Origin of the sequence: Lutimonas saemankumensis, from assembly GCF_020171465.1 — a bacterium.
GTDB classification, from domain to species: Bacteria; Bacteroidota; Bacteroidia; order Flavobacteriales; family Flavobacteriaceae; genus Lutimonas; species Lutimonas saemankumensis.
The window spans coordinates 931,422-947,348 of sequence record NZ_JAIUZR010000004.1 but is presented as its reverse complement, the minus strand read 5'-3'; the positions used below and the strand labels follow the sequence as shown (position 1 = coordinate 947,348).

Sequence of the window (15,927 nt, the reverse complement as noted above, 5' to 3'; positions counted from 1 at the left end):
ATATTTGTATTTTGAATGATTCTAAATAAGATATGCTAGATATAAATAAAATCAGAGGGGATTTTCCAATTTTGCACCGAAAAGTTAACGGAAAACCATTGGTCTATTTTGATAATGCGGCAACATCCCAGACTCCCAAAATTGTGATCGATACCATTGTTGATTATTACAGTAATTACAATGCCAATATTCACCGAGGTGTCCATACCTTGAGTCAGGAGGCAACCAATGCCTACGAAGCGGCCAGAAAGAAGATTCAAGACCATTTTAATGCAGCAAAGTCATATGAGATCATTCTCACTTCAGGAACAACACACGGTATTAATATGGTGGCCACAGGTTTTGCCGATTTGCTCGAAAATGAGGATGAGATAATTGTATCTGCGCTCGAGCACCACTCAAATATAGTTCCCTGGCAAATGCTCTGTGAGAAAACAGGTGCCATACTAAAGGTGATTCCAATGAGTGATGAAGGCTGTCTTGACCTGGAGGCGTATAAGAAGCTTTTGACAGAAAAAACAAAATTGGTCTTTGTCAATCATGTTTCCAACGCATTAGGCACCATTAATCCCATTAAAAAAATCATCGACATGGCGCATGAACATGGAGCGGCTGTATTAATTGACGGTGCTCAGGCAACGCCTCATATAAAACCTGATGTACAGGAATTAGACTGCGAATTTTATACCTGTTCGGCACATAAACTCTGTGGTCCAACAGGGGTAGGAATGATCTATGGCAAAGAGGAATGGCTACATAAACTCCCCCCATATCAAGGCGGTGGTGAAATGATTAGTGAAGTCACCTTTGAAAAAACTACCTATGCAGATCTTCCACATAAGTTCGAGGCAGGAACTCCAAATATTGCCGGTGTGATCGCTTTTGGGGCCGCCCTGGATTACATGAATAAAATAGGGTTCGACCGAATTGCAGCCTACGAAAATGAGTTGTTGGAATATGCTACAGAAAAATTGCTGACAATTGAAGGCATGAAGCTATATGGAACAGCACATGAAAAAGCAGCCGTGATTTCATTTAACATAGAGGGAATTCACCCTTATGACATAGGTTCCATAGTAGACAAGTTAGGAATAGCTGTCAGAACAGGGCATCATTGTGCCCAGCCTATAATGGACTACTACAATATTCCTGGCACGGTTCGTGCTTCGTTTTCATTCTATAATACCAAAGAAGAAATCGATCTGTTCATAGAAGCCGTTGTCAGGGCCAAATCAATGTTAATTTAATTCTTTAAACATGAAATATCTATTGTTAACTTTCGCGCTTGTGTTTACTTCAATAAATTCAGATCCGGAGAACTCGGATTTGATGACTGAGTGGAAGGTCATCAAAATAGATGGTCTTGAAAATCTCGTCTCCTCTCCCACAATCAGATTTCAGAAGGAAGATTCAAAAGTTGGAGGTTTTGCAGGCTGTAATACTTATTTTTCAACTTATGACCTTTCCGGCAATACCATAAGTTTTGGAAATACAGGATCAACAAGAAAAATGTGTCCGGACATGAGCGTAGAGAATGCTTTCTTGAATTTGCTGCCTAAAATAGCTCGTTATGAAATCGTAAAAAAGGAACTCTATCTCTATGATCAAACCGATAAATTATTGATCATTGCTATCTCGATGTAAAAGGGTTTTCATAAATATTAAATCCTTACTCATTTTAACCTGACTTTTTACCGGATGGTGTTGAGAGATTTTCAATTATTTCTGATAAATTATTGAACAAAAATCATTTTCTAAATCGTTTGTTTTAATTTCCGGATGGATTTTGTTAAATTATAGCCTCTAACAAAAAACTTATTACAATGAAAAAATGGTTACTAACTGTGTTGGCCGTTCCACTCTTGTTTTTTTCCTGTGAGGATAATGAAGACGTGACAATGGACCAAAACGCTGTAGAAATTGACATGTCTGATTTTTATGTTTACACAGACATGGACCCCGAATTGTTTAACAAAGAGAATTCCGGGAAGAAAAAGAATTGCCACTCCATGGCGGTTCTAAACAGAAAGTTAAAGGAAAACCCAGGATTGTACCAAAAAATGTACAATGTTGAAAAGCACACAAGAAAAACCATCGCAGCCAAAAAACCAACTGGCTCACCTGGGGGAGGAAATGGAAATGGCGGGGGTAACGGTGGTGACGGTGGAGGCGGCAACGATCCAGGGCCTTACACGGGAGCAGTGTCAATTCCTGTTGTGATCAATATTCTAGAAGATTTCTCCGGTCAGGTCACTCAGGCTCAAATTAATTCTCAGATTGCCATCCTGAATGAAGATTTCAATAACAATAATCCGAACACTTCTTCAGTTCCTGCTGAATTCGCTGACAGGGTTGCAAATTGTGATATCAGTTTTGGTCCGGTTACCATAAACAGAAAAATATCAACGAAATCATCCTGGGGTACGAATGACAGCATGAAAGACCCTGGCCAGGGTGGAATTGCTGTTACTGACCCTTCTTCAAACCTCAATATTTGGGTATGCAATATAGGAGGAGGAATTTTAGGTTATGCTCAATTTCCAGGGGACCCGGATGTCGCCGGAGATGGTATCGTTATAGGTATTGATTATTTTGGAGAAACATCTGGGCCATACGGAGATGGTAGAACTGCCACCCATGAAGTAGGCCACTGGTTGAATTTAAGACATATCTGGGGAGATGGAAGGTGTAAACAAGATGATTTTGTTGCCGATACTCCTTCTTCGGACAGGTCGAATGGTGGTTGTCCATCATACCCAACTGTTCACTGCAGGACCAATGATATGACTATGAATTATATGGATTATGTTTATGATGATTGTATGTATATGTTTACCAATGGACAAAACGACAGAATGAGAGCTCTTTTTGCTGCAGGAGGAGCGCGAGTCGGTTTTGTAAATTAAATAAACTTTAAAGGGTGCCAATGAGGCACCCTTTTTTTATTATGTTAAAAAATCTGGTCTTTATTGTACTACCATTCGTCACATGTTTAGTGTTTCAGGATAATGAAATATTATCCGTTGAATACGAAGCCTCTACGAGGGGATCATCGAAGAAAATTACCATACGCAAAGACAGCACTTTTATTTTTGATCAGGAAAAGGAGATCGAATTAGTTACGAAAAAAGCTGATTGGTTGTTTCTGAATAAGCAAATCGCCAAACTTGATATGAAAAAAATGGATCTATTTGAAGCACCAACGGATGAAAGATATTCGGATAAAGCCCTAAGCTCTCGATTAACTATCACCACAAAGAGCCATTCTTATGAATCAACCGAATTTGATCATGGAAATCCCCCTGAAGAATTAAAAGGTATCGTTAAAGTACTGACTCGATATCTGACTTCAGAATAATGTGGCCTCATTTTTCTCAAATCCTTCATCAATCAATAAATTCTCCCTCTTCGCTGCCTGAACTGCCAATTTATCGCAACGTTCATTTTGAGGATGGTCGCTATGGCCTTTAACCCATTCAAACTTTACCTTATGTTTTTTATAAACCTTCAAAAATCGCTTCCAAAGATCCGGATTCTTTTTATCCTTGAACCCTTTCCTTACCCAGCCGAACAACCAGCCTTTTTCAACGGCATCCACAACATATTTGGAATCCGAATAGATAACGACCTCTATTCCGTCTTTTTTCAACTGTTCCAGGGCAACAATGACGGCTAATAATTCCATTCTGTTATTCGTGGTCATTCTAAAACCCTCTGAAAACTCCTTAACGTATGGTTTCCCTACCCACTCCATAATGATTCCGTAACCGCCCTTTCCAGGATTTCCGCTACAGGCCCCGTCCGTAAAAATATTAACCTGCATTGAATTCTTTTAAAAGGTTTTCAATTACAATCGGAAAATTCTCATGCTCAAGCAAATGTATTTTAGCTGCCACGTCTTCCGGGGTATCCGTATCGTCAACTTTAACCGTCTTTTGAAAGATAATAGCTCCCTCATCGTAATGTTCATTTACATAATGAATAGTGATTCCCGATTCTATTTCACGGTTCTCGACCACGGCATTATGTACATGCATCCCATACATACCCCTACCTCCATATTTAGGCAGCAAGGCTGGGTGAATATTGATTATCTTGTTATTGAATTCCGAAATGATTGATTTCGGAACCATCAAAAGGAAACCCGCAAGAACAATAAAATCGGCGTTCTCAGTCAAAAATTCCAAAAACTGTTGGCTCTTCATCTCAGCTTTACTGAATGTTCTTACCGGAACCTTTAGGTTCTTTGCCCTCTCAATTACTCCTGCTTCAGAGTTGTTTGTAAGTACATAGGAAACCCTTGCCAGATCACTATTACTGAAATATTTAATAATATTCTCCGCATTAGTTCCTGATCCAGAAGCAAAAATGATAATATTTAGCATCAATGTAAAATTTAGTGATCCTGACAAAAAAAAGCATTATTCCCAAATCTGAGAAAGAATTTATTAAGTATTTGTTTGGATTGAGTTGTTTAACTTTTTTTTACTTTTTACCAATTTGAACCTAAAATATATTATTTTTGCAGCAATATTTAAATTTAAAATTAAAAAATTATGTCAGACATTGCATCAAGAGTTAAAGCTATTATCGTTGACAAATTGGGAGTGGACGAAAATGAAGTGACCAATGAAGCTAACTTTACCAACGACTTAGGAGCAGATTCATTAGATACAGTTGAGTTAATTATGGAATTTGAAAAAGAATTTGACATTCAGATTCCAGACGATCAGGCTGAGAACATTGGCACTGTAGGTCAAGCAATTAGCTATATAGAAGAAGCTAAATAAATTTATACTTTACTTATAAAATTACGAGCTTTTCCTTAACTGGAAACGGCTCGTAATTTCTTGTTATTATTAACAAAAATTTTAAAGATGGAATTAAAACGGGTAGTTGTTACAGGATTAGGAGCCTTGACTCCAATTGGAAATTCTGCTGAAGAATACTGGGAAGGTTTGGCTAACGGAGTTAGCGGAGCCGCACCTATTACCTATTTTGATGCTTCTAATTTTAAGACTCAGTTTGCCTGCGAGCTCAAGAATTTCAATGTCACGGATTTTCTCGACAGAAAAGAAGCTCGTAAAATGGACAGGTTTACCCAGTACGCTATGGTTGTAGCTGATGAAGCTATTGCCGATTCCGGGCTTGATCTGGAGAAAGAAGATACTTCAAGAATTGGGGTTATCTGGGGAGCCGGTATAGGTGGTCTTGAAACATTTCAAAATGAGGTATTGAACTATGCCAAAGGAGATGGTACCCCGAGGTTTAATCCATTTTTTATTCCAAAAATGATTGCTGATATTGCTCCAGGGCAAATTTCAATCAAACATAATCTAAGAGGTCCAAACTTTACAACAGTCTCTGCCTGTGCTTCCTCTGCAAATTCAATTATTGATTCTCTGAACTACATCCGCCTTGGTCAGGCAGATGTTTTGGTCACTGGAGGGTCGGAAGCTGCTGTTGCCATTGCGGGGATGGGTGGTTTTAATGCCATGCATGCCTTGTCAACAAGAAATGATGATCCAAAAACAGCTTCGCGTCCCTTTGATAAGGATCGTGATGGTTTTGTCCTTGGAGAAGGAGCAGGTGCTTTGATTCTAGAAGAACTCGAACACGCCAAGGCCAGGGGAGCCAAAATATATGCTGAAATCATTGGTGGAGGTTTGTCTGCCGATGCCCACCACATTACGGCGCCTCATCCAGAAGGTCTGGGTGCAAAAGCAGTAATGCAAAACTGTCTTCAGAATGCAGGGATCGAGCCTGAAGAAGTAGATGCAGTTAACATGCACGGGACTTCAACTCCATTGGGGGATGTGGCTGAATTAAAAGCGGTTAAAGCAGTTTTTGGGGATCACGCCTATAATCTGAATATCAATTCCACCAAATCTATGACAGGTCACCTCCTGGGTGCCGCGGGTGCTATTGAGGCCATTGCTTCGATTTTATCGATCAAAAACGAGCTTGTTCCTCCAACTATTAACCACTTTACGGATGATGATCAAATTGATCCGAAACTAAACCTTACTTTTAATAAGGCCCAAAAAAGAGATGTCAGGGTCGCCATGAGTAATACATTTGGTTTTGGTGGCCATAATGCCTGTATCCTTTTTAAAAAATACGAAGACTAATCTGAATGAATTTAATTCGCAAAATAACAAATTCTCATGCTGGTAAAGATGAAGAGTTTGTTGTGGCGATTAAAAAAATTATTGGTTATCGTCCAAGAAAAATTGAATTTTACAAAGAGGCCTTTACCCATAGCTCATTAAAAAAAATGAATGACGCCGGGGTTCCCATGAATTATGAGCGCCTTGAGTTCCTGGGCGATGCGATATTAGGAGCGGTAATTGCCAATTATTTATTTAAAAAAATTCCTGCAGGTGATGAGGGCTACCTAACTCAGATGCGCTCTAAAATTGTAAGCAGGGAACATCTAAATGAGCTGGGAAAAGACCTTGACCTGATCAAGTTTGTTGCAAGTTCCATCCCGAATTCTAATTTTGGCGACAATATACATGGTAATCTCTTTGAAGCTTTGATTGGGGCCATTCATTCTGATCGTGGATATTCGTTTACTGAAAAATTTATATTCCGCTTCGTTATTGAACCTTATGTGGATATTGAAAGGCTCGAGGGAAAAATTACCAGCTATAAAAGTGTGTTAATTGAATGGAGTCAGAAGAATAAAAAAAAGATCAAATACCATGTGTATGAAGACACGGGAAACGATACTTTAAAACACTTTAGTGTTAAATTACACGTAGATCAGGAATTGATCTCAAAAGGCAGGGCAACATCAAAAAAGAAGGCCGAAGAAATTGCTTCAAAAAGAGCCTATTACAGGCTAAAACCTCAAATAGAACAATAATTTTTTTGTTATTCAAACGGAAATATCAACTTTTCGCAATCGTTTTCGCAAAATTTTAAGTTGATTTACCAAAAGTATCTCTATTTTTGCACAAATGTTTGTTTCAAACTGATTTATAGTGTCAAAAATTCATTGTATTGATTTTGAGTATGATCATGATTATGATCTTATTGGGATCCACTCGACGCTTCCAGACTACCGGATGGCATATTTTTTAAATCAGTACTTGGAAATTCAGCTCAGCCGCTTTAAAGAGAATCTTGATTTTAAATCTGGCAATTGTAGTTTCCCGCTTTATACATTTGAAGATGAAACGGCATTTACAACATGGTCCTTGATCGCTAACAAACATGTGTTCACGGAAAATGTGATTCAGGGAGGATCAAACCTGTTTCCTGAGGAAACAAAAATAACCTATCTGATTCCTGAAAAGAAAAAAGTAGATTATTTTATAAAAATATCAGGGTTAAAAGATGATATGGAGCTAAATTCAGCTCTTCTTGGCATCAATAAAATAAGTAATATTATAGCTTCCTATGCTATCGATCCCATGAATCTTAAATCAAGGGATAATTTAATTTTTTAAGAATGAAAAAAAGAAAAAAAACGAAAATAGTCGCCACCTTAGGACCTGCAACGTCTACCAAAGAACGAATTAAAGAAATGATGGTCGCGGGGGTGAATGTATTCAGAATCAATTTTTCTCATGCTGACTATGAAGATGTAAAGACAAGAATTAAATTTATTCGTGAGCTCAATAAAGAAAATAACTATAACGTTGCTGTTCTTGCAGACCTTCAGGGCCCGAAACTCAGAGTTGGAGTTATGGAAGAAGGAGTTGTTCTTGATAAAGGTGATGAATTTCAATTTACTACGGAAAAATGTATCGGGACAAAAGAAAAGGCCTTCATGACCTATCAGAATTTTCCCAAAGACGTTGAAAAAGGTGAAAAAATACTTGTAGACGACGGAAAACTTCTCTTTGAGGTTATTGATACAGACCGTGACTCTAATGTTGAGGTGAAAGTCCTTCGAGGAGGTCCGCTTAAGTCAAAAAAAGGAGTTAACCTTCCAAATACCAAAATTTCACTGCCGGCTTTAACAGAAAAAGATATAAAAGATGCTTTGTTTGCCATCGAGCAGGAAGTAGACTGGATCGCTCTTTCTTTTGTACGTACTCCTGAAGACCTGGTAAAACTTAGCGATCTGATCAAGGAAAAGTCAAGCTATAAAATTCCAATCATCGCTAAAATTGAAAAGCCAGAAGCGGTTGACAACATCAATCATTTGACCTCTTATTGTGATGGTTTAATGGTAGCCAGAGGTGATCTGGGAGTTGAAATCCCTATGCAGAAGGTTCCTATCATTCAAAAAATGCTGGTGAGAAAAGCCAAAGAAGCCAGAATACCGGTAATTATTGCAACTCAAATGATGGAATCCATGATTACCAGTCAGATTCCAACCAGGGCTGAAGTAAACGATGTGGCAAATTCAATTATGGACGGCGCCGATGCTGTTATGTTGTCAGGAGAAACTTCTGTAGGAGAATTTCCGGTTGAGGTGATCCAGGCAATGAGAAGTATTATTGTAAGCGTTGAAGATTCTGAACTGATCGAAGGTTACGTTCAAGGCGTAAACTGTATCAATGAGCGCTATATCTCTAAAGCTGTATGCTCAAATGCCGCCAAACTTGCTGATGAAATTGAGGCAGCTGCCATTACAACCTTAACAAATAGTGGGTATACCGCATTTCAGATATCAGCCAGAAGGCCAAAATCGAATATACTTGCATTCTCTGATAATCCAAGAATTCTTGCTCAATTGAATTTACTTTGGGGGGTAAAGGCTCAGTTTTATGATAAAATGGTAAGTACCGATGAAACCGTAGAGGATCTTAATAAGATTACCTTAGAAAGAGGTTATGCCAGTAAAGGTGAATTTGTAATTAATCTGACTTCTATGCCTGTTCACGACAAAGGAATGGTAAACACCCTGAGAGTTTCTCAATTGTAAATAAATTTCAGATTTTATTGACCAGCATCATGCCGTCAAGTATAAGCTGCCGGATGGAATCATCTGTAAAGTTTTGTTCAAGATATCGGCTTATTTCATCTCGTAAGATGGAGTCTTGAACCGGATCCGCCAACTCATATATTTCCAGAGCCAATAACCAATCATGAGGATATTCTGATTGCACGGACTTGAATATCCTCCTTAAAAATTTCTCATCCTTACGCTTTTGATTTCTGTAATCCCGAATCTCCTGATACAGATCAAACAAGGCCAGTTCATTCTCCGAATATGTTATTTTATGGGTTTTCTCTTTAGGAACTTCAAATTGCTGGCCAAATGAATTTGGGTCAGCAATTCCTGAAAAAGCTGATATCACGGATTCCCCTACTGCCATATCGTAGATGCCCCAATCCGGGTGAAATAAAATCTCATCCTTTAAAGTAACCTTACAGTTCCTGAAAGATATCAAAATGATCTTTCCCTGAAGGTTTCGCTTTCCGGTAATTATTTCGCCTTCTACAGTTACTCCTCCTTCAAATTTTAAGCAGGTCTTTCTTCCTTCATAAATACCATAGGCTTCCAGATCGGTAGGAGACATATTTTCAATTGGAAGATTAATCCCTCGAAGCTTTCCAACCGGAGATCCAAAACCTTCAAAATGATAGGACTTGTCATGCCCTATTAATTCCTTGTTCTTATAAGCCAGAGCGGTAGGCCCAGTTGTTTTGAAATAAACTGGCTTGTTGTTATGATCAGAAAAAACTTCTGAAAACTTACCCGAGACCTGTATTCCCGTACTTAATTCAATGGTCCCGTAGTTCCTCGATTCTATGAGTTTTTGAACCCCTTTTAAGCCACCATTCCTCAGGGCCATTGTATTTGCATATTCTTCTAAAACAAAACTCAGATGAGCAAAATCCTCCGTAACAAATAATTGTGGCTGGGGTTTGGTGATATCAAACTCCATCTCTGCAGCAGCTATTGTATACGGAATCTTCTTCACTTTTTCACTCATGCACCATTTACTTTCCCCAATCGATGACAATAATCCCGCTCCATAGATTTTAGGGTTTTCAATGGTTCCGATCAAGCCATATTCAACCGTCCACCAATGCATATTTCTTATCCCCGCCATTTCACTGGGATCACCCATATTTTTTGCAATGAATTCTATACGTTCTTCTGCTTCTGAAATCTCTGACTGCTTTGTTGAAGGGTCTTCTTTTATTATCGATAAATGTCTGATGGCTTCGTATAATTCAAAATCCTTGGAAGATGATATCGCCTTGGCACCAATTTCCCCGAATCTCCTTAAATATTCGGCGTATTCCGGGTTAGCTATAATAGGAGCATGACCGGCAGCTTCATGTATAATATCCGGTGCAGGGGTATATTCAATATGATCAATGGTTCTGATATCAGCCGCAACAACCAAGGTATTATAAGCCTGAAACTCCATAAAAGCATTTGGTGGAATAAAGCCATCTACCGAAACTGCAGCCCAGCCAATTTCTTTCAGAATACGATTCATTCCTTCCATCCTTGGTATTTCTTCAATAGAAATTCCCGCCATTTTTAAACCTGGAATATAAGACTCATGAGCAGCCAGGGATAAATAATCCATATTTTTCCTCATGACATAACGCCAAACAGCCTGATTTTGAGCAGTATATTCATCATAGGGTTGTTTCACAATGAAGTCCCTTAGATGATTCGGAAGTTTATCCAATACCCTGTTTGAAATATAATTTCTCCCCATAAAGCGCCTTTATGTAAAGTTATGGAATTTAAAGATTTAAAATTCTTTAATACTTTCTTAATCAAATTTCAAGTCAATTGAAAATTTCATATTACAAGCCCAGAGATCTTATCAATCCTCGGGATAATTAAGCTTAAAGACAACAGATTGACAAAATTAGTCGTCAAGGACAGAGAAAATATTTTTAACAAATCCATGTTGCACAAATCAATCAGGTCATAATTTATTGATTAACAGTGTACTTTTCTTAAATAACTCGGCAGAAAAGAATTCTAAAAAAGCTTTAAATATTGATATTTTCAAAATCTATTTTCTCTAAATTAGCCGGAATGCAATCTCTTACCATGATAAAATACCTGCTTCTAGTTTTATTGCCGCTGACCCTTATGGGCCAAAGACAATCGATTGACAAAGACCTGTTTGAATCTTATGAATTATACAAAGAAGAATCATTGTTCAACAGACGGTTTAAACATGAACAAATAAGTCTTCTTATCGATTCACTCCGCAATCAAAAAGGAATTGAAATTTCAAGACTGGGACAATCAGTACAAGGTAGAAGTATTTCAATGATCAGCCTGGGGAACGGAGAAACACAAATCCTGTTGTGGTCCCAGATGCATGGTGATGAATCCACTGCCACCGCCGCAATTTTTGACATTGTCAATTATTTAAAATCAAACAGATCAATTCTCGAAAAAATCAGGGTGCATTTTATCCCTATGCTAAATCCGGACGGAGCTGAATTATTCACCAGAAGAAATGCCATTGGCATTGATATCAACAGAGATGCTCTCAACCTGCAATCTCCGGAATCCAGAATTTTAAAGGCGGTAAGAGACAGTATCGATCCTGATTTTGGATTCAATTTGCATGACCAGAGTAAATTTTACAATGCCAGGAACACAAATAAACCTGCTACAATCTCGTTTTTAGCACCCGCTTTTAACAGCAACAAAGATATTAATGAGACCCGAGGAAACGCAATGAGGGTCATTGTAAAAATGAATACCGTGTTGCAAAGATACATTCGTGGACAAGTGGCAAGGTACAACGATGAGTTTGAGCCACGTGCTTTTGGGGACAATATTCAAAAGTGGGGAACAAGTACCATTTTGATCGAGTCTGGTGGTCAGTACAAAGACCCTGAAAAACTTGAAATCCGAAAATTAAATTTTCTGTCTATTTTAACTGCTTTTGAATCTATTGCCTCCGAGAGCTATACATCGGCAACCCTGGATCAATATCTTTCGATCCCAATGAATGACCGTAAATTTTTTGATCTTAAGATTGAAAACCTGAGGTTTTCATATCTCGGACAAGAGTTCAAAGTTGATCTGGGAATCAAACATAAAGAGATTGAAAATAAGGACCATAGCGAATTTTATTATCTGGGAGAAGTGACGGATATAGGAGACTTATCCAATTACTTTGGCTACACAAATCTGAACGCAGAAGGGTTTGATTTCAAAATAGGAAAAACTCATCCCAAAATTCTTTCTGATTTTGATCAATTCAAAGAACTTGATTTCAGGTCGTTGCTTAGCCAGGGGTATTCAGCGATAAGCATTGAAAACATGCCCCCCGAAATAAAATTCACTCCCTTTCCGATGAATATCATTGATGTTAAAAATATTCGAATTCCTAAAAATAACACGATCCCTCAAAGTCCCATAAAACTTGAGGAAAATCCCAGCCTTATTCTTGAAAAGGAAGGAGAGGTAATTTATGCCATTATCAACGGATTTATTTATCATGTGAAAAAGGGAGAAAACCTGATTAAAAATGCAGTTGTCAAGTAGAAAGAATTTTCTAATTTTATACATATTGTGAGAACTTTTTGCTTCATATGGATCATATTGCTTTTCTATTCATTTGATCTCAAGGCGCAGAAATTTCAAGGCAAAATATTGAGCAAAGACAACAGGATACCCCTGGACGGAGTACTGATCTGCAATAGTTCCAAAACGGATTCGATCTTATCAGACATCAACGGGTTTTTTCAGATAAATGTTCCCGGAGCTTATTCCTTTAGTAAAAATGGTTATCACTCAAAAGAAGTTATCGTTGAATCAAGTAGCTTTATCCTGGTTATTTTAGAGGAGAAGCCTTTCGAGCTGTCGGAAGTAGTGATTAAATCAAATCATTTTCAAAGCGAATTAAAAAAAATATCCGCATCGATTTCAATTATCCCTGAAAGCCGTATCAAGAGTAATGACGGATTAAATTTTGCACCCATCCTAAACAGCGCTCCGGGTGTATATATGCATAGCGGAACACTAAACACCAATAGAATAACCATCAGAGGAATTGGATCGAGGAACCTGTTTGGAACCAGCAAGATAAGAGCTTATTACGAGGACATTCCGCTGACCAACGGATCTGGAGAAACAACACTTGAGGATCTTGAACTTGAAGGTATTGCCAGAATGGAAATCATCAAAGGTCCTTCATCAAGTTTATACGGTGCCGGTCTGGGCGGAACTATTCAGTTGATTCCTGAAAAAGGCACCTTCGATTCTTTTTTTATTGAATCTTCATATACTTTTGGATCCTATGGACTGGGAAAATTCTTACTGAGTTCAAATCTGGGTAATCAAACCAACTCAGCTAAAATAAATTTTTCCAGCACGAGTAGTGATGGATACAGAGAAAACAACAAAACCAACAGATACAATTTAACGCTTTCATCCAATCATACTCTGGATAAAAACAATGTCCTAAATGTTATCGGAAACTTTATCGACATGAAGGCTTATATTCCCAGCTCTCTCAATGAAACGGATTATTTGAACAATCCTGAAAAAGCCGCTTTCACCTGGGGAAGATCAAAAGGTTTTGAAGACTACTCCAAATTGTTGCTTGGTCTCTCATGGGAGCATAGTTTCAGTGAAACGTCAAAGTTGATTAGCAGTATTTTTGGGGGATACTTTGACTCTTATGAGGCAAGACCATTCAACATTCAGGATCAAAAAATTGGTTCAGCCGGGCTCCGAAGCCGATATATAAAAAATTCGAACTTAATGAACCGAAAACTTCTTTGGACTGTTGGAATTGAAATCTTCAATGACCGAAGCTTTCTTAAAACCTATGAAAACCTTTACAGAGATTATCCACCTGAAACTGGAAGTGTTCAGGGAGACCTGTTAAGTGATTTTGTTGAAAACAGATTTTATTCTAATCTGTTCTCTGAAGGGAAATATCATTTGTCTGAAAAATTCATTCTCGATCTGGGCCTTAATCTAAATCAGACGAGTTATGACCTGAAAGACAGATACAATGAAAATGAGTTCAATACCTCCGGTTCCTATAGTTTTGATCTCGTCGTGTCGCCTAAAGCTGGTCTGACCTTCCAGGCAGATAAACATAAAATGTTGTTCGCCACGGTCAGTCATGGTTTTTCTCCCCCCAAACTGGAAGAAACTCTTTTACCTGAAGGCGTAATAAATACAGATATTAAACCCGAAACCGGATGGAACTATGAAATAGGAAGCCGAGGGAAATTACTCAAAAACAGATTTAATTATGAACTTTCCCTTTATGCGATGGATATTGATAACTTATTGGTTCCCAGAAGAACCGGAGATGATCAGTTTGTTGGGGTTAACGCCGGAAAAACCCTGCATAAAGGCATAGAATTCGCCTTAAACTATTTTCTCATCGACAAAAAATCAATCCAATTAAGTCATTCAAACTCTTTCAGTTTCCAGAATTTTAAATTTGAAGAGTTTCAGGATCTGGATCAGGATTATTCAGGGAATGACCTCACGGGGGTTCCCGATAAAATCTTCTTCACGGAATTACATCTGAATACCTTGAACGGTTTCTTTACTTACCTTAATTACAGGTATACCGGACAAATACCGATAACCGATGATAATTCTGTTTATTCAGATGCCTTCCAGGTGGTAAATTTAAAATCGGGTTATATCAAACGGATCGGTAATCAATTTCAGTTTGCAATTTCTCTGGGCCTTAATAACGTTTTTGATGAAAAATATGCTTCCATGCTTCAGATCAATGCAATTGGTTTTGGTTCCAGTTCACCGAGATATTTTTATCCGGGACTGCCAAGAAACTATTATTCAAGTGTTCAACTACAATATAGATTCTGAAAAATCGTAACTTTAGGTCAAAATCTCGATCATGAAAAAAATTCTCTTCACCGTTTGCTTTTTATCTGCTTTTTTTATCCAATGCCAAAAGAACACCGAATTCAAAAGTGCTGATGATTTTAACTATAGAGCTGAAACCGTTGTGGACGATCTTGAGATTGCCTGGGGATTCGAATTTTTAGAGGACGGTTCTATTTTAATAGCTGAGCAAGAAGGGAAAATGATTCTGTATAAAGATGGAGAAAGGACCGAAATTAATAATGTTCCTAAAGTCTATTATAACAATCAGGGAGGGTTACTCGATGTAAAGCTGCATCCCGATTATCGGAATAATGGCTGGATCTATTTTTCCTATTCAGGAAATACCGAGAACGATGATAAAGGTTCGAATACAGTTATCATGAGGGCAAGATTAAAAGATAACAATCTTATTGACAAGGAAGTCATTTATAAAGCAACCCCGAACACAAAAAGGGGCCATCACTTCGGTTCAAGAATAGAATTTGACAACGAAGGGTATTTGTTTTTTTCAGTCGGTGACAGAGGTAACAGAGATGTAAATCCTCAGGATATCAACAGAGACGGGGGAAAAATCTATCGGCTAAATGATGATGGAAGTATTCCTTCTGACAATCCCTTTGTTAGCGAACCAGGCTCTAAGGCGGCAGTATATTCTTTCGGGCACAGAAACCCACAGGGAATGGCTCTCCATAAGAATACAGGAAAAATATGGATTCATGAACACGGGCCTCAGGGAGGGGACGAAATTAATATCATCGAATCCGGAAAAAATTATGGCTGGCCTGTGATTACCTACGGCATCAATTATGACGGTAGCGAAATCACAGATAAAACGTCAATGCCCGGAATGGAACAACCTATTCATTACTGGGTCCCATCTATTGCGCCTAGTGGAATGGCTTTTATAAACAGCGATATCTATCCTTCCTGGAAAGGGCATCTTCTTGTAGGCTCTCTTAAGTTTCAATATTTAAATCTGGTTCGCCTTGAAAATAACACAGTTGTTTCTGAGGAAAAACTGATGGAAGACCTCGGACGTGTAAGAACAGTCAAAATTGGACCTGACGGTTATATTTATGTCTCAGTGGAGCAGCTGGGAATTGTTCGTCTGATGCCCGATTGAACCATTATGAGACTATTGTTCGGGT

At 38.2% G+C, this 15,927-nt stretch carries 15 protein-coding genes; 12 read left to right on the top strand and 3 right to left on the bottom strand.

Features of this window, described 5'->3' with window-relative positions:
• The first annotated feature begins 32 nt into the window (after positions 1 to 32).
• The 4 genes from LCM02_RS12030 to LCM02_RS12015 all read left to right on the top strand — a co-directional run bounded on the left by LCM02_RS12030 (position 33) and on the right by LCM02_RS12015 (position 3,358).
• On the top strand, positions 33 to 1,247 hold the full coding sequence (locus LCM02_RS12030) for an aminotransferase class V-fold PLP-dependent enzyme (RefSeq protein WP_224930166.1): 1,215 nt from the start codon (positions 33 to 35) through the stop codon (positions 1,245 to 1,247).
• A 10-nt stretch (positions 1,248 to 1,257) separates the two neighbouring features.
• Positions 1,258 to 1,644 (top strand): META domain-containing protein, encoded by a 387-nt coding sequence (locus LCM02_RS12025; RefSeq protein WP_224930163.1) that lies wholly within the window; start codon positions 1,258 to 1,260, stop codon positions 1,642 to 1,644.
• Between the two features lie 179 nt (positions 1,645 to 1,823).
• Entirely contained in the window at positions 1,824 to 2,906 is a 1,083-nt protein-coding gene (locus LCM02_RS12020; RefSeq protein WP_224930160.1) for a zinc metalloprotease, read from the top strand.
• Between the two features lie 41 nt (positions 2,907 to 2,947).
• Complete coding sequence (locus tag LCM02_RS12015) at positions 2,948 to 3,358, top strand: hypothetical protein (RefSeq protein ID WP_224930157.1); 411 nt, start codon at positions 2,948 to 2,950, stop codon at positions 3,356 to 3,358.
• On the opposite strand, the gene rnhA is transcribed toward LCM02_RS12015, so the two are convergent.
• The gene (gene rnhA / locus LCM02_RS12010) at positions 3,350 to 3,823 is read right to left on the bottom strand and encodes a ribonuclease HI (RefSeq protein ID WP_224930154.1); all 474 of its coding nucleotides are present in this window, start codon (positions 3,821 to 3,823) and stop codon (positions 3,350 to 3,352) included. The two genes, LCM02_RS12015 and rnhA, sit on opposite strands and share 9 nt — an antisense overlap.
• Positions 3,813 to 4,385, bottom strand: a complete 573-nt coding sequence (gene purN / locus LCM02_RS12005; protein ID WP_224930151.1) for a phosphoribosylglycinamide formyltransferase — start codon at positions 4,383 to 4,385, stop codon at positions 3,813 to 3,815. Before purN ends, rnhA begins: the two co-directional genes overlap by 11 nt.
• Before the next feature lie 171 nt (positions 4,386 to 4,556).
• Here purN and LCM02_RS12000 point away from each other — a divergent pair, with 171 nt between their 5' ends.
• The 5 genes from LCM02_RS12000 to pyk all read left to right on the top strand — a co-directional run bounded on the left by LCM02_RS12000 (position 4,557) and on the right by pyk (position 8,884).
• The gene (locus LCM02_RS12000) at positions 4,557 to 4,790 is read left to right on the top strand and encodes an acyl carrier protein (protein ID WP_224930148.1); all 234 of its coding nucleotides are present in this window, start codon (positions 4,557 to 4,559) and stop codon (positions 4,788 to 4,790) included.
• Positions 4,791 to 4,877: 87 nt separating this feature from the next.
• The gene (fabF, locus tag LCM02_RS11995; protein WP_224930145.1) at positions 4,878 to 6,131 is read left to right on the top strand and encodes a beta-ketoacyl-ACP synthase II; all 1,254 of its coding nucleotides are present in this window, start codon (positions 4,878 to 4,880) and stop codon (positions 6,129 to 6,131) included.
• Positions 6,132 to 6,136: 5 nt separating this feature from the next.
• Entirely contained in the window at positions 6,137 to 6,871 is a 735-nt protein-coding gene (gene rnc, locus LCM02_RS11990) for a ribonuclease III (protein WP_224930143.1), read from the top strand.
• 118 nt (positions 6,872 to 6,989) lie between these two features.
• Positions 6,990 to 7,457 (top strand): IPExxxVDY family protein, encoded by a 468-nt coding sequence (locus LCM02_RS11985; RefSeq protein ID WP_224930139.1) that lies wholly within the window; start codon positions 6,990 to 6,992, stop codon positions 7,455 to 7,457.
• 2 nt (positions 7,458 to 7,459) lie between these two features.
• Entirely contained in the window at positions 7,460 to 8,884 is a 1,425-nt protein-coding gene (gene pyk / locus LCM02_RS11980; protein WP_224930136.1) for a pyruvate kinase, read from the top strand.
• Between the two features lie 7 nt (positions 8,885 to 8,891).
• On the opposite strand, the gene LCM02_RS11975 is transcribed toward pyk, so the two are convergent.
• Positions 8,892 to 10,643 (bottom strand): aromatic amino acid hydroxylase, encoded by a 1,752-nt coding sequence (locus LCM02_RS11975; protein WP_224930133.1) that lies wholly within the window; start codon positions 10,641 to 10,643, stop codon positions 8,892 to 8,894.
• 329 nt (positions 10,644 to 10,972) lie between these two features.
• Between LCM02_RS11975 and LCM02_RS11970 the strand changes: the two genes are divergently transcribed.
• Genes LCM02_RS11970 through LCM02_RS11960 form a run of 3 tightly spaced genes read left to right on the top strand, consistent with a single transcriptional unit; the run spans position 10,973 to position 15,902 of the window.
• Complete coding sequence (locus LCM02_RS11970) at positions 10,973 to 12,445, top strand: M14 family metallopeptidase (protein ID WP_224930130.1); 1,473 nt, start codon at positions 10,973 to 10,975, stop codon at positions 12,443 to 12,445.
• 27 nt (positions 12,446 to 12,472) lie between these two features.
• Positions 12,473 to 14,758: a TonB-dependent receptor gene (locus tag LCM02_RS11965; protein ID WP_224930127.1), complete on the top strand. Its 2,286-nt coding sequence runs from the start codon at positions 12,473 to 12,475 to the stop codon at positions 14,756 to 14,758.
• Between the two features lie 31 nt (positions 14,759 to 14,789).
• Positions 14,790 to 15,902 (top strand): PQQ-dependent sugar dehydrogenase, encoded by a 1,113-nt coding sequence (locus LCM02_RS11960; RefSeq protein ID WP_224930124.1) that lies wholly within the window; start codon positions 14,790 to 14,792, stop codon positions 15,900 to 15,902.
• Positions 15,903 to 15,927 lie beyond the last annotated feature (25 nt).